Source organism: Candidatus Glassbacteria bacterium, from assembly GCA_019456185.1.
Taxonomy (GTDB): domain Bacteria; phylum Gemmatimonadota; class Glassbacteria; order GWA2-58-10; family GWA2-58-10; genus JAJRTS01.
On record VRUH01000013.1, the window covers coordinates 3,092 to 23,944 of the forward strand.

The 20,853-nt window shown below is 58.8% G+C and carries 20 protein-coding genes and 1 pseudogene; all 21 read right to left on the reverse strand.

The window, feature by feature from the left end; translation table 11 throughout:
• The 21 genes and pseudogenes from purE to carB all read right to left on the reverse strand — a co-directional run bounded on the left by purE (position 1) and on the right by carB (position 20,829).
• Positions 1–741, reverse strand: a pseudogene (purE, locus tag FVQ81_06840) (5-(carboxyamino)imidazole ribonucleotide mutase).
• Between the two features lie 120 nt (positions 742–861).
• Positions 862–1,734: an MTAP family purine nucleoside phosphorylase gene (locus FVQ81_06845; GenBank protein ID MBW7996272.1), complete on the reverse strand. Its 873-nt coding sequence runs from the start codon at positions 1,732–1,734 to the stop codon at positions 862–864.
• A 55-nt stretch (positions 1,735–1,789) separates the two neighbouring features.
• On the reverse strand, positions 1,790–2,821 hold the full coding sequence (mqnC, locus tag FVQ81_06850; protein ID MBW7996273.1) for a dehypoxanthine futalosine cyclase: 1,032 nt from the start codon (positions 2,819–2,821) through the stop codon (positions 1,790–1,792).
• A 157-nt stretch (positions 2,822–2,978) separates the two neighbouring features.
• Positions 2,979–4,448, reverse strand: a complete 1,470-nt coding sequence (locus tag FVQ81_06855) for a sodium:proton antiporter (GenBank protein ID MBW7996274.1) — start codon at positions 4,446–4,448, stop codon at positions 2,979–2,981.
• A 321-nt stretch (positions 4,449–4,769) separates the two neighbouring features.
• Positions 4,770–4,955, reverse strand: coding sequence for a hypothetical protein (locus tag FVQ81_06860; GenBank protein MBW7996275.1), 186 nt, complete (start codon positions 4,953–4,955; stop codon positions 4,770–4,772).
• 133 nt (positions 4,956–5,088) lie between these two features.
• Positions 5,089–6,180 (reverse strand): aminofutalosine synthase MqnE, encoded by a 1,092-nt coding sequence (gene mqnE / locus FVQ81_06865; protein ID MBW7996276.1) that lies wholly within the window; start codon positions 6,178–6,180, stop codon positions 5,089–5,091.
• Positions 6,181–6,205: 25 nt separating this feature from the next.
• Positions 6,206–7,360 (reverse strand): acyl-CoA dehydrogenase, encoded by a 1,155-nt coding sequence (locus tag FVQ81_06870; GenBank protein MBW7996277.1) that lies wholly within the window; start codon positions 7,358–7,360, stop codon positions 6,206–6,208.
• Between the two features lie 39 nt (positions 7,361–7,399).
• A complete protein-coding gene (gene rnc, locus FVQ81_06875; protein ID MBW7996278.1) occupies positions 7,400–8,284 on the reverse strand; it encodes a ribonuclease III in 885 nt (294 codons plus the stop codon).
• A 9-nt stretch (positions 8,285–8,293) separates the two neighbouring features.
• On the reverse strand, positions 8,294–9,538 hold the full coding sequence (gene fabF, locus FVQ81_06880; protein ID MBW7996279.1) for a beta-ketoacyl-ACP synthase II: 1,245 nt from the start codon (positions 9,536–9,538) through the stop codon (positions 8,294–8,296).
• Positions 9,539–9,731: 193 nt separating this feature from the next.
• Positions 9,732–9,977: an acyl carrier protein gene (locus FVQ81_06885; protein MBW7996280.1), complete on the reverse strand. Its 246-nt coding sequence runs from the start codon at positions 9,975–9,977 to the stop codon at positions 9,732–9,734.
• Positions 9,978–10,054: 77 nt separating this feature from the next.
• On the reverse strand, positions 10,055–10,798 hold the full coding sequence (fabG, locus tag FVQ81_06890) for a 3-oxoacyl-[acyl-carrier-protein] reductase (protein MBW7996281.1): 744 nt from the start codon (positions 10,796–10,798) through the stop codon (positions 10,055–10,057).
• Between the two features lie 39 nt (positions 10,799–10,837).
• On the reverse strand, positions 10,838–11,710 hold the full coding sequence (gene fabD / locus FVQ81_06895) for an ACP S-malonyltransferase (protein ID MBW7996282.1): 873 nt from the start codon (positions 11,708–11,710) through the stop codon (positions 10,838–10,840).
• A gap of 81 nt (positions 11,711–11,791) precedes the next feature.
• Positions 11,792–12,775 carry a ketoacyl-ACP synthase III gene (locus FVQ81_06900; protein ID MBW7996283.1) on the reverse strand — a complete coding sequence of 328 codons (984 nt, stop codon included), beginning with the start codon at positions 12,773–12,775 and terminating at the stop codon, positions 11,792–11,794.
• Positions 12,759–13,790: a phosphate acyltransferase PlsX gene (gene plsX, locus FVQ81_06905; protein MBW7996284.1), complete on the reverse strand. Its 1,032-nt coding sequence runs from the start codon at positions 13,788–13,790 to the stop codon at positions 12,759–12,761. The genes FVQ81_06900 and plsX overlap by 17 nt, the downstream gene beginning before the upstream one ends.
• A 66-nt stretch (positions 13,791–13,856) precedes the next feature.
• Positions 13,857–14,036 carry a 50S ribosomal protein L32 gene (locus tag FVQ81_06910; GenBank protein MBW7996285.1) on the reverse strand — a complete coding sequence of 60 codons (180 nt, stop codon included), beginning with the start codon at positions 14,034–14,036 and terminating at the stop codon, positions 13,857–13,859.
• Between the two features lie 74 nt (positions 14,037–14,110).
• Positions 14,111–14,653 carry a DUF177 domain-containing protein gene (locus FVQ81_06915; GenBank protein ID MBW7996286.1) on the reverse strand — a complete coding sequence of 181 codons (543 nt, stop codon included), beginning with the start codon at positions 14,651–14,653 and terminating at the stop codon, positions 14,111–14,113.
• Positions 14,654–14,725: 72 nt separating this feature from the next.
• On the reverse strand, positions 14,726–16,291 hold the full coding sequence (locus FVQ81_06920; protein MBW7996287.1) for an NAD(P)H-hydrate dehydratase: 1,566 nt from the start codon (positions 16,289–16,291) through the stop codon (positions 14,726–14,728).
• A gap of 161 nt (positions 16,292–16,452) precedes the next feature.
• Positions 16,453–16,644, reverse strand: a complete 192-nt coding sequence (locus FVQ81_06925; GenBank protein ID MBW7996288.1) for a hypothetical protein — start codon at positions 16,642–16,644, stop codon at positions 16,453–16,455.
• A gap of 41 nt (positions 16,645–16,685) precedes the next feature.
• Positions 16,686–17,243, reverse strand: a complete 558-nt coding sequence (locus FVQ81_06930) for a hypothetical protein (GenBank protein ID MBW7996289.1) — start codon at positions 17,241–17,243, stop codon at positions 16,686–16,688.
• 11 nt (positions 17,244–17,254) lie between these two features.
• Entirely contained in the window at positions 17,255–17,623 is a 369-nt protein-coding gene (locus FVQ81_06935; GenBank protein MBW7996290.1) for a response regulator, read from the reverse strand.
• Positions 17,620–20,829 (reverse strand): carbamoyl-phosphate synthase large subunit, encoded by a 3,210-nt coding sequence (gene carB, locus FVQ81_06940; protein MBW7996291.1) that lies wholly within the window; start codon positions 20,827–20,829, stop codon positions 17,620–17,622. The genes FVQ81_06935 and carB overlap by 4 nt, the downstream gene beginning before the upstream one ends.
• Positions 20,830–20,853: the final 24 nt, after the last annotated feature.

A 20,853-nucleotide genomic window follows, 5' to 3' on the forward strand; every position in this document is an offset into this window, starting at 1 on the left:
ACAGGCAGCCCTGAATGATTCAGCGGCAGGCAGCACGAGACTCAGCCCGCCGGGCCAGTATTTTGCCGCGAGTTCGCGCGCTGCCTGCGGAACGCCGATACAGATCCGGTCGATCCAGCCGGCCGAGGGCACCAGTACGATCAGCGGCTTCTCCTCGTCGCGGCCCTTGATACGTCTGATTCTGCTCACCGCCTCCGGCATGTCGAAACGGCAGCCGTAACCGTGGATCGTGGCCGTGGGATGAATAAGCACTCCCCCGTCCTTTACAACGCCGGCTGCGCGCCCGGGCAGCTCAGCGGGGAACGCGGCCCCCTCTATCCCGACAAGCTGTTCAGTCACTCACGCCTTCCCCAGGATACGGATCGCCAGAAGGGCGGCGTTCCTGGCCTCGTCGATACCCACGGCAGCCACGGGCACACCGGGAGGCATCTGGACTATCGCCAACAGGGCGTCGATACCCTGCAGCGCTCCCGAGGCGACCGGGACGCCGATCACAGGCAGCTTGCACAGCGATGCGCAATAGCCCGGCAACGCCGCGGACATGCCCGCACCGGCAATAATCACCCCCGTCCCGTCGCGCTCGGCCCTCTCCACCAGCGCACGGGTCCCGTCGGGGTCGCGATGAGCGCTGGAGACATGGGTCACAAACTCGATTCCCGCCTCTTTGAGGATATCCTCGGCTTTCGCCATCACGTTACGGTCGGATTCGCTGCCCATAATAATCATCACTTGTGCCGCCATCAGTACACACTCCGTGGTTTCGGACGGTCTCACGCGGATTACCGGTTTCCGCAATTATTTTTCCGTAAAAGTCGAATTTAGAGCCGTTTGCCGGACAAGTCAACCGGAGGTCAGGATAAGTTACTCCGGCAGGCCAATCCAACCATGCCAGTCCTCGCCAACGCGTCCCTCGCGCCGATAGCGCAGCATGGCCTGCGAGCACGGGCACTGCCTGGCGGCTGACGGGTCGATCAGGGCGGCAAGCTCCCGGACCACGTCCGCGAGACCCTGGACAGCTTCACCTACTCTTTCAACCCGGTCTCCCTCCAGCATGCCCTCGAACAGCTCACCGCCCCTGAACGGCAGCTCGCCTACGCCCTCCGCCCAGTTGGCCACGTAGCACAGCGGGTGATAACAGATTTCCAGTTCACGGGCCAGGAAGACCTCCGGGGCCAAAGTCATGCCCACCAGATCGCCGCCCAGACGAGAAATCATCCGGACCTCGTCGGCGGTCTCCAGCCGGGGGCCTTCGGTAGCCGCGTAGACTCCGCCATCGTGGTACTTGTTTCCCCTGCTTGCCAGAACCCTGAGCATCACAGCGTGAAGATCGGGACAGAAGACAGGATGCTGACGGATAAAGCCCAGGCCAGTGCCGTGGTAGAACGTATCCTGACGGTGTCTGGTGAGATCGATTATCCCGTCGGGAAGCACGTAATCGCCCGGCTCGAACCGTTGGTCGACAGCGCCGGGACCGCTCCAGGCGATTAGCCGGGTTGTGCCGATCTCTTTCAACGCGTAGATCAGCGCGCGATAGTTGACATCCCAGGCGCCCACGCGGTAGCCCTCGCGACCATGGCGCGAAACAAACGCCAGCGGTCCCGCGTGCTCACCGGGCTCGATCAGTAGGATTCCATCCACCCGGCCGAACGGAGTATCCACCGCGATTTCGTCCAGTACCGTGCCGATTTTTCCCAGGTCCAGCTCGTATGCTCCGCTGCCGCCGATTACAGCCAGGCCGGTGAAGGTATCGGGAATCGTAATCTTAGCGCCCAAATTATCCTCCGGTTGTTCAGAGATAGCGGATAACCGAATAATCCTGCCGCCTGAGCGCGGGCTTGAATCCGGACTGGCGGATCAGGCGCGAAATCACCTGCTCGTCCATCACCTTGAACCGGCAGCCGGCGGCCCGGACCACATTTTCCTCCAGCATCGTGCTGCCGAAATCGTTAGCGCCGAAATGGAGCGCCATCTGGGCGATATCAGGTCCCTGGGTTACCCAGGAGGCCTGAACCGAAGGGACGTTGTCCAGCAGCACCCGGCCGGCGGCCAGGATGCGGAGATAAAGGGCAGGCAGGGTTTTGAGCCGGGGCATGCGCGTGTTGTCGGGCTGGAAACTCCAGGGAATAAACGCGGTAAAACCGCCGGTCTCCTCCTGCAGCTTGCGGATATGGCGAAAGTGGATTACGACTTCCCGCATGGTTTCTCCCAGCCCGTAGACCATCGTGGCGGTTGTGCGTATGCCCATCCGGTGTGCGGTTTCGTGAATCGCCAGCCATTTTTTTACGCCGACCTTGTTCGGGCTGACCGCCTTGCGTACCCGCGCGCACAGCATCTCCGCTCCGGCGCCGGGTATCGAGTCGAGGCCGGCGTCGCGCAGCCTGCCGATAACCTGCCCGTGGCTCAGGCCGGCAAGAGCGCAGAGATGGTCGATCTCCGGCGCGGAGAATGCGTGTACGTGGATCGAGTGATGAGTTTTTATGTAGCGCAGCAGTCCCTCGTACCAGCTCAGAGGCAATTCGGGATGGAGGCCGCCCTGGAGCAGTATCTGGACCGCTCCCAGCTTTTTCGCCTCCTCGATCTTCTCCCCCACCTGCTCGTAGGCCAGCACATAGCCGCCGTTTCGTCCCGGAGCGCGATGGAAGGCGCAGAACCGGCAGCGGCTTACACAGACGTTGGTATAGTTGATGTTGCGATCGTTGATAAACGTCACCACGCCATCCGGGTGCATCCGCCTGCGAACCTCGTCGGCCTGGTGGGCCAACTCGTGAAGGCCGGTGTGCTCCAGCAATTCCAAGCCCCTGCTGATAAAACTGCCGCTCATCCCTTTCCCCGGTTCATTCTTGAATTGCCCGTATCGGACAAATATTAAATATAATTTCTTATCCTGTTTTCAACCAACCAAATCCGCTGGGAAAAAAACAGGCGGAAACCCGTGCCGGGCTCCGCCTGTGGACCTGCCAAACTCAGTCCTGTCCGAGCTAAAAGAAAATCAGGGTTACCACGAAGAACAACGGGATCAGAATTCCGCCTGAGTACAGCATGAAACCGAAAAAGCTGGGCATGCTGACTCCGCTCTCTTCGGCGATCGAGCGCACCATGAAATTGGGCGCGTTACCGATATAGGTATTGGCGCCCATGAACACCGCTCCGCAACTGATCGCCAACAGGTATGTTTTGTAAGTCGTCATCAACTCCGGAACACCTACCGCCTCGGGGACTCCAGGCATCAGTTGGCCCAGCGCACTGTTGAAAAATGTCAGGTAGGTCGGCGCGTTGTCCAGGAAACTGGAGAGTATGCCCGTTACCCAGAAATAATGCCGCGGCTCCTTGACTGTCTCCACCAGGAACGCCAGCGCGCCGTGCTCGCCCGCGCGAAGGATCATCAGGGCCGGGATGATGGTCATGAAAATCCCGGCGAACAGGTAGGCCACCTCCAGGATCGGAAACCAGGTGAACTCGTTTTCGCGCCGGAGTGCGTTCGGGGTGAAATGCAGCGACAGCAGGCCCATCGCCACTATCAGCACATCGCGCATGATATTCTGGATGCCCACGTGCACGCCGCCGATATTGACCTCGCCCAGGTGCAGCATTCCGCTCATCAGCACGCTGCCCATGATCCCCATCAGGAAAATCAGGTTGTAGAGACCGACGATGCTGATTTTTCCCTTCTCGCCTGCTTCGTCCCGGGCCTGCGTTCGGCCGGCTTGCTCCCTCCGGTAGAGAATCGTATCGATTACGAAGAACAGCACGAGCAGAATCACCGCCACGAACGACATCATCGGCAGCAATTTCATGGTCCAGAAGAAAGAGACGCCGTGCAGGAATCCCAGGAACAGGGGCGGGTCGCCCAACGGTGTCAGGCTGCCGCCGATATTGGCGACGAGGAAGATGAAAAACACGACGATATGAACCTTGCTTTTCCGGTCGCGGTTGGAACGGATCAGGGGGCGGATCAGCAGCATGGCCGCGCCGGTGGTCCCGACCCATGATGCGATCAGCGTGCCGATCAGCAGGAACGTTGTATTGACAAGCGGAGTGCCCTTGAGCTTTCCGCGCACCAGAATCCCCCCGCTGGCGGTGTACAGGCCCCAGAGCAGGATGATAAAGGGGATATAGTCGGCGAGGTAGATATGCAGGATCTCGTACAGGGCGGCGCCGCCATAGGCGATCAGAAACGGAATGGCGAACAGCAACGCCCAGGCCGCACTGATTTTTGGAAAATGATGGTGCCAGAAATGGGGCGCGACCAGCGGGAAAACAGCGATACTGAGCAGGAGCCCAGCGAACGGGACAATCGACCACAGGGGCAGATTGCCGCCGAGATCAGGCCCGGCATGATGTCCGCCGCCCTCGGCAGCCAGCAGCAGCCCGCCGCCGATAAGAATGTCGAGCAGACTCAGAGCTCCGGCCGCAGCCAACACGTAAGCCAACAACTTCGGATTTCGCATCTCGATACTCCGTTATTCGATTCAGATGTGATCCGGCCGAAAGCGAAGCGTCTAATTTAAGGTGTCGTTACGTGTTTGCCAATATTTTCAGGGATAGCCGTGCAGCGCAAACCAATCAGGCAGGCTGCAAATGAACTACCCCGCAGCAGAGCTGCGAGGTATCAAAAGGTTTTATTTGATCCTTTTTAGCCCCACCCCCACGGGCGGACACATGGGTCCGCCCCTACATTTCGATTGGAACTAGTTACCCCGGAGCAAGCTCCGAGGAATTCTTTTCGATTAATGTCGAAAGTATCCCCTGAAAGCCGGGCGATGGTTTGCTTACAGGTACAGCTCGAGCCACTGGAGAATTTCGCTGTTGTATTTTTCCGGCGGCAGGAAATGCTGCTCGTCATACTCGACCTGGGGGCCGCGCCAGGGCCAGTTATCGTAAACCAGCGGCTCCAGCGGAAGCTCTTTATCGTACTCAAAAGATTCTTTTATCTGCTCAAAAGCGAGATCGTCCACCGGTGGTTCGATAGCAGATACGGCATTCTGAGAAAAGATATCCCTTGAAATGCAAAGAGTTAAGCAGGCAGAGATTAGAAACGAGATGAAGAGAAGTCGTGGCCGGTTCATCATATCCCCTCCGGTCGGGAAATCAGCTCTGCACGGGATTGTAAAGCGTATCCCGCTCCACCGGTGTGCGGCCGGCATCGCGGATCAGCTGTTCAAGTTTCTCAGCCGGCATGTGCTGGGGCGTGTCGGCTCCGGCTTCGTGGGTAATCTTCTCCTCAAGCACCGTGCCGTTGACATCATCCGCTCCGAAGAACAGCGACATCTGGGTCAGCGCAATCCCGAGCATGATCCAGAACGCCTTGATATGCTTAATGTTATCCAGCAGCAGGCGCGAGATGGCGATAGTCTTGATCGTATCGATACCGCCAGCCTTGCTCAACTCCTCCAGCCTCGTGTTCCAGGGATGGAACAGCAGCGGGATAAACGAATTGAATCCTCCGGTCTCGTCCTGAAGCCCCCTGATTGCCAGCAGGTGGTCCACCCGGTCCTCCACAGCCTCGATATGGCCGAAGAGCATGGTGACATTGGTGGGGATTCCCAGCAGGTGGGCTTCGCGCATGACTTCCAGGTAGCGCTCGCCGCTGATTTTCTCGGGGCAGATTCGCTCGCGGACCCTGGGCGCGAATATCTCTCCCCCGCCTCCCGGCATGGAGCCGAGGCCGCTTTCGCGCAGGGCGGACAGGACCTCGCCGACGCCGGTCCCCTCGACACGGGCGATATTGTCGATCTCGACCGCGGTGAAAGCCTGGAGGTGAGCGCGCGGGTATGCATCGGCCAAACTGCTCAACATCTCGCGGTAGTAGTCCAGCCTGGCCGATGGATGGCAGCCGCCGACAATGTGGAATTCGACAGCCTTATCGTGCCAGAGGTGCCCCGCCTTGGCCAGGATCTGGTCAACCGGCATGAAGAACGCCCCGTCCTGGTCCTCCTGACGGCGATAGGCGCAGAAGGTGCAGTTGTTGACGCAGACGTTGGTGTAATTGATATGCAGGTTGTTTATATAATAAACCCGGTCATCGTTTTTGAGGCGGTTGGCATGATCGGCCAGCCGCCCCAGACCGAGCAGGTCGTCAGTTTCAAACAGGGTCAACCCGTCCTCTCGCTCCAGCCGCCTTCCGGTGGCGAGTTTCCCGGCCACCTCAACCAGCCGCGGGTCGTAAAGGCCCTGCGTCAGTTCCAGCCCTATTTCCGCACCTCCTCTAGTTGCACGCCAGCTCCCGAACCAGCTCACCGGCGATAATCTGCCGCTGAATCTGGTTCGTACCCTCGTAGATCTGGCAGATCTTCGCGTCGCGGAAGAATTTCTCCACCGGGTAATCTTTCATGTAACCGTAGCCACCCATAACCTGGATCGCATCGGTAGTCACTTTCATCGCCACGTCGCTGGGGAACACCTTGCACATGGCGCTTTCCTTGCCGTAATGGCGCGCGCCGCTGTCGATCATGCGGGCCACCTGGTAGGTCAGTCCGCGGGCGGCCTCGATCTGGATCGCCATGTCGGCCAGCATGAAACTGACCGCCTGGAAATTGAGAATCGACTGGCCGAACTGCTGACGGGTATGGGCGTAGTTGAGCGCGGCTTCGTACGCACCCTGGGCGATCCCCACCGCCTGTGCGCCGATCCCCGGACGGGACTTGTCGAAAGTGCGCATGGCCACCCCGAAGCCCGCTCCCTCACGGCCCAGCAGATTACCTCTGGGAATCACGCAGTCCTCGAAAATGACCTCGTAGGTGGCGGAACAGCGGATACCGAGCTTATCTTCCTTCTTGCCGAACTTGAGGCCCTCCGTGCCTTTTTCCACCACGAACGCGCTGATCCCGCGGGCGCCCTTTTCCTTGTCGGTTTTGGCGAACACGGTGTAGGTGTGGGCTTCCTTGCCGTTGGTGATCCACTGTTTGGTTCCGTTGAGCACGTACTCGTTGCCAACCTTGCGCGCGAAAGTCTGGAGATTGCCCGCATCACTGCCGGCCCCGGACTCGGTGAGGCAGAAAGCGGCGTATTTCTCGCCGGAGGCGATCGGGGGCAGGAAGCGCTTTCTCTGCGCGTCATCACCGCCAATGATAATCGGGAAACTTCCCAGGGCGCTGGCCGCATAGGTAACTCCCACGCCGCCGCAGGCGCGGCTGATTTCCTCGGTCGCAATCACCAGCTCGAGCACGCCCAGACCGACCCCGTCGTATTCCTCGGGGATGTAGATTGCCGGCAGGCCCGCCTCGGCTATTTCGGCCATGATTTTATGGGGAAACTCAGCGTCACGGTCAAGCTGCTCGCGTTGCGGTACGATATGAGTTTCAGCGATTCTGCGCGCCAGGCGCTTGATCTCCAACTGCTCTTCAGTCAGAAAATAATCCATTACATTTCTCCCGGGAATTTATACTGGCAGTGTCATTCGTCATTTGTCTTCGTTGTCGAGTTCCAGCTTTTCGAGCCGTTCCACGGCATGCATGGCGGCCTGTTTTTCAGCGTCTTTCTTGCTGGCACCGCTGCCGCTGCCCATCAGACGGCCCGCCACCCGGACCTCGCAGATAAACTCTCGGGCGTGTTCAGGTCCGTTTTTGGCAACTATCTGGTAGTTGGGCTGGCAGTGAAAGTTGACCTGAGAGATGTGCAGCAGTGTATTTTTAGCCTCCTGGAAGTCATCGTAGACCACTTCTCCCCAGCCGCTGTCCAGGATTTTCTCAAACACGAACGAGCGCACCGCCTCGAGACCGCCATCCAGGTAGATCGCGCCGATAATCGCTTCGAGGCAATTGGAAATCATGGACTGCCTGCCGCGCTCCAGCTCGGTGAAATTATCCCGGGAGTAAATGACATGCTCTTCGAGACCGAACTTCGCCGCCTGCGCGGCCAGAGCCGAACGGGAAACTATCGAGCTTTTAAGCCGGGTCAGCTTGCCTTCCCTCGCCGACTCGAAGCGTGCGTAGAGATAATCGCTGACAACCAGGTCGAGCACGGCATCGCCCAGAAACTCCAGGCGTTCGTTGCTGTCGGCATAGTCCCCGCCCTGATCGTTAACCCAGGAGAGATGGGAAAGGGCTTTAAACAACAGCACGCGGTCATTGAACCTGTAGCCGATCTGCCGTTCCAGACACTCCAGCTGCCGACTCGAGGAGCGTTTGTTCCCGCGCAGTGTGCCGATCAGGACTGCTAATATCTTTCCAGGCCAGCCCAGCATCAATTCATCCTGGTAGGGAACCGGGTGGAAGCAGGCTGTCGGCTTTTCGCCCGGTACATTTTTCCAGCCATTCACGCGGCCGTCATCCGGCGGATTCTGCATCCGGTATTATCAGACCGCTTTCAGCCCTATCGAGATATTGTGACCGCCGAAACCCAGCGAGTTGCTCAGAGCCGCCCGGATTTTCAGCGGACGGGCCTCGTTGGGACAGTAATCCAGATCGCATTCGGGATCGGGAGTCGTATAATTGATCGTCGGCGGTACGATGCCATGGTAAATCGCAAGCGCCGAGAAAATAGCCTCTATCCCGCCGGCGGCGCCCAGCATGTGGCCAACCGAGGATTTTGTGGAACTGACCACCAGGCCGTCCTTAGCCCACGGACCGAACAGGGCCTTGATCGCGTTAGTCTCTGTCGGATCGTTGTGCGGCGTCGAGGTGCCGTGAGCGTTGATATAGTCTATCTCTTCGAGTTCCAGCCCCATTTCCTGCACGGCCAGCTTCATGGCCCTCATCGAACCCTCGCCGCCGGGCACCGGAGCAGTGATATGATAGGCATCGGCAGTGCTGCCGGCCCCGGCCACTTCCGCGTAGATTCTGGCTCCACGGGCTTGTGCGTGCTCCAGTTCTTCCAGGACCAGTATCCCGGCGCCATCGCTCAGCACGAACCCGTCACGGTCCCTGTCGAACGGGCGCGAGGCTGTCTCGGGAGAATCGTTACGGGTGGAGAGCGCCTTGCAGGAGCAGAAACCGCCCAGTCCCATGGGAGTCACCGAGGCCTCGGTGCCGCCGGAGAGCATCAAGTCGGATTCACCATACTTGATCGAGCGGTAGGCCATCGCCACGGCGTGGCCTGACGATGCGCAGGCGGAAACCGTGCAGAAATTCGGCCCGCGCGCCTTGAAATGGATCGAGACGTTGCCGGCGGCCATATCCGAAATCATCATCGGCACATAGAACGGGCTGATGCGCCCCGGACCGCCTTTGAGGTAGCGTGAGTGCTGAGCCTCGTGGGTCCCGATACCGCCTACTCCGGATCCGATAATGACGCCGAACCGTTCCTGTTCCGCCGGATCGGTCACTTCGCCGATACCCGAATCCCGCATGGCCATCGCGCTGGCCCCGATGGCCAGTTGCACGAACTTGTCGGTGCGTTTGAGTTCCTTGCGGTCCATGTACTCGCCGGCTTCATAACTTTTCACCTCGCCCGCGAACCGGGTACTGAACTGGCTGACATCAAAAGACTCGATAGTCGCTATTCCGCTCTTGCCCTTGAGTAGACCATTCCAGGTGGTCTCTTTGTCATTGCCAAGAGGGGTTATCGCCCCGAGCCCGGTTATCACGACTCTTCTGGCCATCGATGATTCCTTAATCATATTGACATATCCAACCGATGAGAGATACACCATTGCCACAGCGGGCGCATTTCCCGGCACTCCGGCAGCCTGTACCCGCTTTCGATAAAAGGGCGCCGTCTCACCACCGGGCGCACCAGGAGGGAACGTCCGCAAACGGAAGAAACGGCGCCAGAGAGAGAAAAAGCCTGACAACTTATTTTTTGGAACCGAGCTTCTCTTCGAGATACTTGATCGCGGAACCGACAGTGGTCAGCTTTTCAGCTTCCTCGTCGGGGATTTCAAGATCGAACTCTTCCTCGAAATCCATTACCAGTTCGACAGTATCCAGACTGTCGGCCCCGAGGTCTTCCACGAACGAGGCGTCCTCGGTAACTTTCTCGGCGTCGACACCGAGCTTCTCGATAATGATCTCTTTGACCTTGGCAGCGTAATCGGACATCTATCATCCTCCACAGAATTAAGGTTTGATTGTAAACCGGCTCATTGCCATTATTATCACTGGTGAAAATAAGTGTCTTACATCACCATGCCCCCGTCAACCGGCAATACCTGGCCGGTGAGGTAGGATGAATCAGGTCCGGCCAGGAAAGCAACGGCCGCGGCAACATCCTGCACCGTACCCCCGCGCCCCAGCGGGATTGTTTCACGCCAATGCTTCTTGACCTCGTCGGGCAAGCCGGCAGTCAGTTCAGTTTCAATAAAGCCCGGAGCCACGGCGTTGACCCGCACCCCGCGCGGGGCGAACTCCTTGGCCGCCGACTTGGTCAGGCCGATCAGGCCGGCCTTGGACGCCGAATAGTTGGCCTGGCCCGGATTGCCCATCAAGCCTACCACCGAGGAGATGTTGATTACGCTGCCTGAGCGCTGTTTCATCATCTGGCGGCTGGCGGCCTGGATAAAATTAAACGAACCCTTGAGGTTGATCGCCAGGACAATGTCCCAGTCCTCGGGTTTCATCCGCATCAATAGCGAATCGCGGGTAATGCCGGCGTTATTTACCAGAATGTCGATGCTGCCGAAAGCGGAAACGATCTTGTTCACGACTTCGCCAACCCGGCCGAAATCGGAGACATCGCACTTATAGGCCTCGGTTTTACGACCCGTGGATTCGGCGATCGAGGAGGCGGTGCTGCGCGCCTGCTCGAGATCGATATCGACCACGGCAATATCGGCCCCGTCGGCAGCCAGGCGCTCGGCAATCGCCTTGCCGATACCGCGCGCTCCGCCGGTTATCAGGGCAGTCTGCTCTTTGAGCACCATATTAATAACGCCCCCCCTAAAAGTAAAGATCAAACTGGGTCAGACGCCGAAGCGTTCGAGTTCCTCGAGCTTGCCTGCTGTCGCGGTTTCGACAGAGCGGTCGATCCTGCGCATCAGGCCGCAGAGCACGTTGCCGGGTCCCACTTCCACCATCGAAGTTACTCCCAAGGCCACTATCGCGCGCATGCTCTCAGTCCAGCGTACCGGACTGGTGATCTGATCGACCAGCAGGCCGCGCACGCGATCCGGGTCGGATTCAGGCTTCGCGGTGACATTCGGTACAATCTGAATCTCGCCGGCCGAGATATTGGCTCCGGCCAGCTTATCCCGCATCGGACCCGCGGCGTAGTCCATCAGCGGGCTGTGGAACGCACCGCTGACATTCAAGCGCTTGACCATGCGCGCTCCGGCCGCGCCCGCGGCCTCCATCACCCGCAACACAGCGTCCCGGCTGCCGGAGATTACAACCTGCCGGTCGGCGTTGAAGTTGGCCGGCACCACAATCCCCTTGTCGGCAGCGCACAAATCGGTAATCTCGCCGTCTTTCATACCGATAACCGCCGCCATCGCACCCGGCGCTTTCTCCCCGGCTTCCTGCATAAGCTCACCGCGAAGGCCAACCAGTTCCAGGGCCTGCACGAAATCGACAAACCCTGCGGCCACCAGGGCGCTGTACTCACCCAGACTGTGTCCCGCGGCTATCGAGGGCACGAAACCCCTGGCCTGCAGCAGGCGCCAGGCGGCCACGCTGTGGACGAATATGGCCGGCTGGGTAATGCGGGTCTGGGCCAGTTGTTCATCGGGCCCCTCGAAACTGACTTTCGCCAGGTTGAATCCCAGGGTGTCCGCGGCCTGCTCGTACATCCGGCGTACTTCGCCGTAGTTGTCGTATAACTCCCGGGCCATACCCACGAACTGGGAACCCTGACCGGGGAACACAACCGCAGTTTTTACATCAGATGTCACTTGAGATAACTTTCGTAATTCTATGGATCAGCCTCTTATCAAAACTCCGCCCCAGGTAATCCCCCCACCAAAAGCCACCAGCAGGATCTTGGAGTTCTGATCGCAGAGATTCCGGCTGCGCGCCTCGTGGTATGCGATCGGAATCGATGCGGCGCTCGTATTGCCGAACCGCTCGATATTGATATACAACTTTTTCTCGTCGACCCCGAGCCGTTTACGCAAAGAGTTGATAATTCTTATATTAGCCTGGTGAGGAATCAGCAGGTCGAGATCGGCTGAATCGACGCCGGCCTTCTCGAGAGTTTTTATCGCCGCCTCCTCCATCGAGCGCACAGCCACCTTGAACAATTCGTTGCCGTTCATCTTGATGTAATGCTGGTTAGCCGAAACAGTATCCGCACTGGCGGGCATCCTGCTGCCGCCGGCGGGCACGTTGAGCAGTCCGGCTAAACTACCGTCGCTGCCGAGGTGGCTGGCGAACAAACCCTTGCCGTCAGTGCCCAGTTCAACCAGCATCGCCCCCGCCCCATCGCCGAAGAGCACGCAGGTGTCGCGGTCGGAATAATCGGTGATCTTGCTCAGCGTCTCGGCGCCGATAATCAGGACGTTACGGTAAACTCCAGTTCTGAGCAGACTGAAGGCGACTGTCATGCAATAAAGGAAGCCGCTGCAGGCGGCCGAAATGTCGAAAGCGGTCGCGTTGACAGCGCCCAGGCGATCTTGGATGATACAGGCAGTGGATGGAAACAGATGGTCGCCGCTGGCGGTGGCCACCAGGATCAGATCCACATCCACAGCGCTCCTGCCTGCGCTATCCAGAGCCATCCTGCCCGCCTCGGCTCCTATATCCGAGGTAGCCACTCCGTTACCGGCAATCCTGCGTTCCCTGATACCGGTTCGCGTCAGGATCCATTCGTCGCTGGTCTCTACCATCCGTTCGAGATCGGTATTGCTTAAAACTTTTTCCGGTAGCGAGATGCCGGTCGATAGAATCTTAAGATAATTTTTCATTTGTGGAATTTTCCGTCTGGTAATTCTTGACTTCTTCGCTGATTACCTGGTTGACTTTATTGAGAACCGCGAGCCTGGCGCATTTGATAGCGTTACGGATTGCGCGCGGAGTCGATCCCCCGTGACAGATAATGGTCGTACCCTCGATACCCAGCAGCGGAGCGCCGCCGTATTCGGCGTAATCGAAGGTCTGTTTCATATCATCGAATACTCCCTTAAGCATCACGAAACCCATCGCGGCCAGCGGGCTGGCCTTGATCTGCTTCTTGAGGTGCTCCACCAGCAGGCTCAAGACTCGCTCGCTGAGCTTGAGCACCACGTTACCCACAAACCCGTCGCAGACCACAACATCGGCCGTACCATCGAAGATGTCGCCGCCTTCCACGTTGCCGATAAAGTTCAGCGGGCTCGCGGTCATCAATTTATGGGTGGCCACTGTCAACTCGTCGCCCTTGGAGGGCTCCTCGCCAACGCTGAGAAGACCAACGCGGGGATTGCTGGTACCCAGGACCTTCTCCGAGTATATAGAACCCATCAACGCGAAATGCAAGAGATGGAGCGGCTTTGAATCGACATTGGCGCCGACGTCGAGTACGACGCAGGAGCTGCGGGTTGTGGGAAACACGCTGCAGATTCCGGGACGGCTGATGCCGCCGATCCGGCCCAGGCTCCTCAGGGCGGCGGCCATTACAGCGCCGGTGTTTCCCGCGCTGATGAACGCATCGGCCCTGCCCTCGGCCTGAAGTGCCATGCCAACAGCGATCGAGGACTGCTTTTTCTTGCGGAGAGCGACTGTCGGGCTTTCGGCCATCTCGACAACTTCGGGCGCATGGATAATCTCGATCCTGCCGCTATCCACGTCCGAGAGCCTGGCCAGGCACTCGGAAACCTTCTCCTCATCACCCACGAGGCATAAATCGAAATCCCCGTCGAGTTCCTGAATCGCCTGTACGGCACCTTTGATCGGAACCGCAGGCATATGGTCGCCCCCCATCACATCGAGAGCTATCCTCATGCTGCACTACCCCGTGTCTTGTATTAGGTGCGGGCTGAACGGCGCGCCGAGACGGCCGGAACAGCTTCACTCCACCACTTCGATAACTTCGCGGTTCTTGTAGTGCCCGCAATGAGGGCAGACGCGATGGGGTTGCTTAACCTGCCCGCAATTGGAACATGTGCTAGCGGCGGGTGAGTCAATCTTAAAATGCGTTCTTCTCTTCCTCTTACGTGATTTCGACGTCTTTCTCTTGGGTACAGCCATCAATCCTCCTTAACGGCTAATAAGATGCGGCTTTAACCGAAAAAGCGATAAAGCCGCATCGAATCAGATATGTTTCACTTCTTGTTTTTCAACTCCAGTAATTTGCCCCAGCGCGGGTCCACTGATTCGTCCCTGCTTTCACAGCTTGCTTCGTTCAGGTCCGCACCGCGGCTGGAACAGAGTTCCCGGCAACCATTTGCGCACTCGAGATATCTCGGGTACTCCAAAACCAGGACTTCCCGCACAGCCTCGCCAAGGTCGACTTGCCTGGCCGCCTGATCGAGAGTGAAGATACCCTCTTTCTGGCGCTCCTCTTCGCTCATCTCAAGCTTTTTCAGCGCTTCGGGTAAAGCGTACATACAGCGCAAGTCGCTGATTAGGTTCACAGTTACCGGTTTGAGACACCGTCTGCACTCGCCATCAGCCTCATAACTCAGCTTGCCGGTGACATGAAAACTCAACTGGTCTGTCGTGCTGAGTCTGGCATCCAGTTTGAGCGGACCATTAAACTTGAACGGAGAGTCCGGGCCAATTTCCAGCTCGTCCGGAGAAACTTCGCCACGCGCATGGCTGGAACCCGATTTCAGATCATCCAAGTCTATTATTAACACAGACATAACAAACTATCTCCATTCAACTCGTATGTCAAGTTAAAAGCAGTGTTCAGGCAACTTTACTCCGCGCAAACTTCATACCTCGTCCCTGACCACGGCGAGCGCTTCACCCAGCGCCTCTGTGACATGACTGGCCAGCACGCTGTATTCCCCGAACACTTCTCCGGCCAGCTCCCCTGCCGTGCCATGCAGCCAGGCTCCGCAGAACGATGCGGCAAAAGGCTCCGTGCCCTGGGCGATCAGAGCCGCGATCACTCCGGTTAACACATCGCCCGACCCCGCTTTGGCCAGCGCGTGCGAGCCGGTGGGGCTGATAACCGTCCTGCCGCTTTCTTGGGCGATCACGGTCGGCGGCCCCTTGAGCAGCACGGTTGCGCCGGTGGAAGCGGAAAAGTCCCGCGCTGCCTTTACCGGATCGGCGACAATCTCCTTGACTGTTTTGCCGCTGATCCGGCTCATTTCGCCGGGATGGGGCGTGATAACCACCGGCCCGCCGAAGGACGAGAACTTTTTGGCCTTGCCCGCGAACGCATTGAGCCCGTCGGCGTCCACCACCACCGGCACCTTGAGGCGCGGAGCGAGCCGACGGACGAATTCCGCTGTCATGGCGCTACGGCCGATACCCGGACCGAGGGCCACCACGTCCATCTCAGCGTCGATAAACCCGGCGGTTTTATCCACTGCGTCGGCAGTGATATTCCCAGCGCCGTCATCGGGCAGCGGCAGGGTCATGACCTCGGTCAGCTTGGTTTCAAATATGTTGTTGAGCGATTCAGGCACCGCGGCGGTAACCATCCCGGCCCCGACGGCCATCGCAGCCAGAGAACTCATCACCGGCGCGCCGGTCAGTCCGGTCGAGCCGCCGATTACCAGCAGCTTGCCGAAATCCCCCTTGTTGCTGTCCGGCCTTCGCGACGGCAGCCCGCGGCGCACATCCTCGCGCTCGCAGACATACAGCTTGCAGCCGGCACGATCCAGGGCCTGGCGAGGGAAGCCGACATCCGCGCAGATCACCTCGCCGCAACGGGCGCGACCCGGATAAAACCTGTGCCCCGGTTTCTCGTACCCGAACGTGACAGTCAGCACGGCGCCCAGGCTGTCTCCGGGCACGGCGCCGGTATCCATCTCCACCCCTGTCGGCGAATCGATCGCCACCAGCGGCGGGGAATATTCGTTGACCGTCTCGACAATCCCGGCGATAATCCCGCAGGGAGCGCCGGCCGCCCCCGAACCCAGCAGCCCGTCGACCACCACATCGCAGGCCGAGACCTCCTCGGCCAGAAGGTGGAGAGTATCGTCCGTCAGCTCGATTACATTGACGCCGAAGTTAACCGCCGCCGCCGCCATCAGAGCCGCATCGCCGCTCAACTCATCCAGCCGTCCGGCGAGAAGCACCCTGGGCCAGCCGGGAGCACAGCGCTCTTTCAACCAGCGTGCCGCCACGAACCCGTCGCCGCCGTTGTTGCCTTTTCCGCATAGAATCAGCGGGGAACTGCAAGCTCCGAGAGCCGGAGACTCGAACATCGCATCCACCACCGAGCGGCCGGCGCTTTCCATCAAAACCGCGCCCGGCAGGCCCAGCTCCTCGATTGTAAAGCGGTCGACCTCCCGCATCTGACCGGCTGTCAGTACCGGAATCATGGTCACCCCTGGGTTGCATACAACGATTAACTATTGTCGGAAAAGAGTTGGGGAAATCTAGGTTCAGAAACTCCCGCTTGCCCGGGTCGCCCCCGGGATTTGTCTACCTAAACGACCGCCGGAGCCTGAGGGCCCCGGCGGGCATCGCATTATCGAGCTGTTTACTTGAAGGACTGTCCGATGTCCTTGCCGATACTCACTTCTCCGTTGTCGATCCGGAGATGGAATCCGCAGTCCGGGTTGGTACAAACCCATGCCTTGTATCGAATCGATGAGCCGTCGCGGCCATAGTCGCTCAGGGGTATGAGCAGGCCGGCCCTGCATTTAAGGCATTCCGGAAAATTGGTATCCATCTTGATCCCCCGTCCCATTTAGGTTCAGTAGTACCTTCCGCTTACCGGATCGGTTCAGGCAGATAAAATTTTTTCAGATCGTAGTCTCCCCTCAAGAAGTTAAGCTGGATAAAATTGTTCAAATCGATAATATACCACCTGTTCCTGCTCTCAATCAAACTCATTTCTAACGTAAAGCGTTTCTTTTCGGTGTTTTTTACCTCACCGCCGGCTTGCGGGCCGAACTCGGTATTGATTATCGCATTACTGCTGCCGCGCGCGATATAAACTACCTCCACTGAATATCTTCCCTCCGAGGCGGCCGGGAGGTAGTCCTGAAAAAACATTTCCTTGTAAGAATTCAGGACTTCCTGCTGCTTCTCGGGCGTCAGCGCGTCGTAGTAACCGTGGCTTACGTAATACTGGCTGATCGCTACCTTGTCCCAGGCCATCAGGCCATCCAGCAGCCGGCTGTCCGCGGTATGCAGCGCCCGGATAAACTGCTCCGCCACCTGATGCGGATCGTTTTCAGCCTTGCTGCATGATGACGCCAGCACCAGCAGATAAACAACGGCAAACGCCGCCAGGCGGGATATCCGCCGGTATGATTCGGCGTGCATCTCACCAGCAGTTATTGGTCCTCTGGCAGCCATTCGATCAGCTTGTCCCGGATTTTGTCCGCGGTCAGAGGCTTGAGCATAAAATCGTTGCAGCCCCGTTCCACGGCCCGTTTGGCACTGACCACGCTGTGCGCCGTGATCGCTATCACCGGTATGCCGTACAACTCATGGTGCTTGCGCAATGCCGCTATCGTGTCCAGCCCGCCCATGCCGGCAGGCATGGAGACGTCCAGAAAAATCAGGTCCGGTTTTTCCCGCTCGGCCACTTCCAGGCCTTCCTCCCCGTCGGCGGCCTGCAGCACCTGATACTCATCCTCCAGGCCGACAGCAAAAATATCTCTGTTTTCCGGAACATCATCCACTACCAGGATCTTTTTCATGCGTTGTATTCCTGAAGGCTGGTGACCTGGATCTCGCCCTTACGTAACGCCTCGATTCCCTCCACAGCAGCAATCGCGGCGGCCTTGGTGGTGACATAGGGGATCGAACCGGTCAGCGCCGCCCGCCTCATCGCCGCGGCATCGTACTGGCTTTTCTTATCCGAAGGAGTATTGATCAGCAGACTCACTTTCTTTTCGCTGATCAGGTCGACTATATTCGGGCTGCCCTCTCCCACCTTATGCACCCGCTGGCTCTTGACCCGCTTGCTCTTCAGGAAATCGTGTGTACCGCCGGTGGCGTAGATGACAAATCCCATCCTGGCCAGTTTCTTGACGCTGGGCAGCAGGTTTTCCTTGTCCCGGTCACTGAGGCTGACCGCCACGGCTCCCTCCACCGGCAGAGCGTTACCCGCGCTCATCTGGGCCTTGGCATAGCTCAGGCCGTAACTCCTGTCCATGCCGACAACCTCGCCGGTACTTTTCATCTCCGGTCCCAGCAGGATATCGACGTTGGGAAACTTGATGAACGGCAGAACGCTTTCCTTGATTGAAATATGATCGAAACTGCGCTCTTGCGCAAATCCAAGTTCATCCAGCTTACGGCCGATCATCACCTTGGTGGCCAGCTTGGCCAGGGAGACGCCGATAGTTTTGCTGACATACGGCACGGTGCGGCTGGCCCGCGGGTTGACCTCGAGCACGTAGATTTTCTTGTCCTTGACCGCATACTGGATATTCAGCAGCCCGATCACGTCGAGCGCCCTGGCCAGTTCGGTTGTGGACTTGCGCAGGGCGTCCAGCACACTCTTGCCGAGCTTCAGCGGAGGCATCACGCAGGCCGAGTCGCCGGAATGGATACCGGCTTCCTCGATATGCTGCATGATCCCGCCGATCACCGTGCGCTCACCGTCGCAGATTGCGTCCACATCGACCTCGACAGCGTTTTCCAAGTAGCGGTCGATCAGGATCGACTTGCCCAGCGAGGCGTCCATCGCCGATTTCATGTACCGTTTCAGCGATTCCTCGTCGTAGACGATCACCATCGACTGGCCGCCCAGCACGTAGCTGGGACGCACCAGCACCGGGTAGCCGATATTCGCTGCGATCCTGCTCGCCTCTTTTTCGTTGTAGGCGATCCCGTAGGCCGGATGCTCGATCCCCAGCTGCTCGAGCAGCTTGCCGAACTGTTCCCTGTCCTCGGCCAGGTCGATACTCGACGGCTGGGTGCCGATAATGGGCACGCCCTGCTCGGCCAGCGGCACGGCCAGCTTGAGCGGGGTCTGCCCGCCGAACTGGACAATCACTCCGTCCGGCTTTTCGATATCGACGATATTCAGCACGTCCTCGAGCGTCAGCGGCTCGAAATAGAGCCTGTCCGAGGTATCGTAGTCGGTGCTGACCGTCTCCGGGTTCGAGTTGACCATGATCGACTCGTAACCCTCCTCTTTGAGCGCGAACGCCGCCTGCACGCAGCAGTAATCGAACTCGATACCCTGGCCGATCCGGTTGGGACCGCTGCCCAGGATCATCACTTTCTTGCGCCGCGTGGGCCAGGACTCGTCCTCGCTCTCGTAGGTGCTGTACAAATAGGGAGTATGGGCCTCGAACTCGCCGCCGCAGGTATCGACACGCTTGAACACCACCTGCACCCCCCTGCTCTTGCGCAGGGAGCGGATCTCCAGTTCATCGATCCCGGTCAGGCTGCCGATCTGGTAGTCGCTGAACCCCATCCGCTTGGCCTCGCGGAGCACGTCGGCGCTGAGCCCGCTCTTGGAACGCAGCTTGCTCAGACGGCCCTCCATCTCGACAATTTCCTGCATCTGCCAGATAAACCACGGGTCGATTCCGCTGAGCTCGTAGATTTTTTGCGGGTCCCAGCCCTCGCGCAGGGCGTGACGGATATAGAACACGCGCTCGGAGTTGGGCCGGCGGAGTTCGTCTGCCAGTTTTTCCGGCATTTCGATCTCGCGGCCGTCGGCCCCCAGGCCGTAGCGGTTGGTTTCCAGGCCGCGGAGAGCTTTCTGCAGCGACTCTTTGAATGTCCGCCCGATAGCCATCACCTCGCCCACGCTTTTCATCTGCACGGTCAGCGTATCGTCGGCGCCGGGAAACTTGTCGAACGTGAAGCGCGGAATCTTGGTGACCACGTAATCGATAGTGGGTTCGAACGAGGCCGGGGTCTGCCGGGTGATATCGTTGGGGATCTCATCCAGCGTGAGGCCCACGCTGAGCTTGGCCGCGATCTTGGCGATCGGGAAACCGGTGGCCTTGCTGGCCAGGGCGCTCGAACGAGACACGCGCGGGTTCATCTCGATAATCACCAGCCGGCCGTTTTCCGGGTTGACCGCGAACTGGATATTGCTGCCGCCTGTCTCGACCCCGATCTCACGGATCACAGCCAGCGAGGCATCGCGCATCCGCTGGTACTCCTTGTCGGTCAGGGTCTGGGCCGGAGCCACCGTGATACTGTCGCCGGTATGGATCCCCATCGGGTCAAAATTCTCGATGGAGCAGATAATGACCACGTTGTCCTTGAGGTCGCGCATGACCTCCAGTTCGTATTCCTTCCAGCCCAGCACGGATTCCTCGACCAGAATCTCGCTGATCGGCGAGAGGTCGATGCCCCATTTGGCGGCTTTCTCGAATTCCTCGATGTTGTCGGCGTGGCCGCCGCCGGAGCCGCCCAGCGTAAACGAGGGCCTGATAATCACCGGGAAGCCTATTTTTTCGACGACCTGCCGCGCCTGCTCCATGTTACGCGCGTAATCTCCACGGATCAGGTCAAGCCCGATTTTCTTCATCGCGTTGCCGAACAACTCCCGGTCCTCGGCCTTTTTGATCGCCTCGATCTTGGCGCCGATCAGCTCCACCCCGAACTTGTCCAGCACGCCGCTATCGGCCAGCTCCACCGAGACATTCAGACCCGTCTGGCCGCCCATCGTGGACAGCAGGGCGTCGGGACGCTCTTTTTCGATAATCTTGGCGACAACATCGGGAACAATCGGTTCGAGATAGACCGCATCGGCTGTTTCCGGGTCGGTCATGATCGTGGCGGGATTGCTGTTGACCAGCACCACCTCGTAACCCTCGTCACGGAGAGCTTTGCAGGCCTGAGTGCCCGAGTAATCGAATTCGCAGGCCTGGCCGATCACGATCGGCCCGGAGCCGACAATCAATATTTTCTTTAAGTCGGTACGTTTCGGCATTTATCCATCTTCTCAGGTTATTTT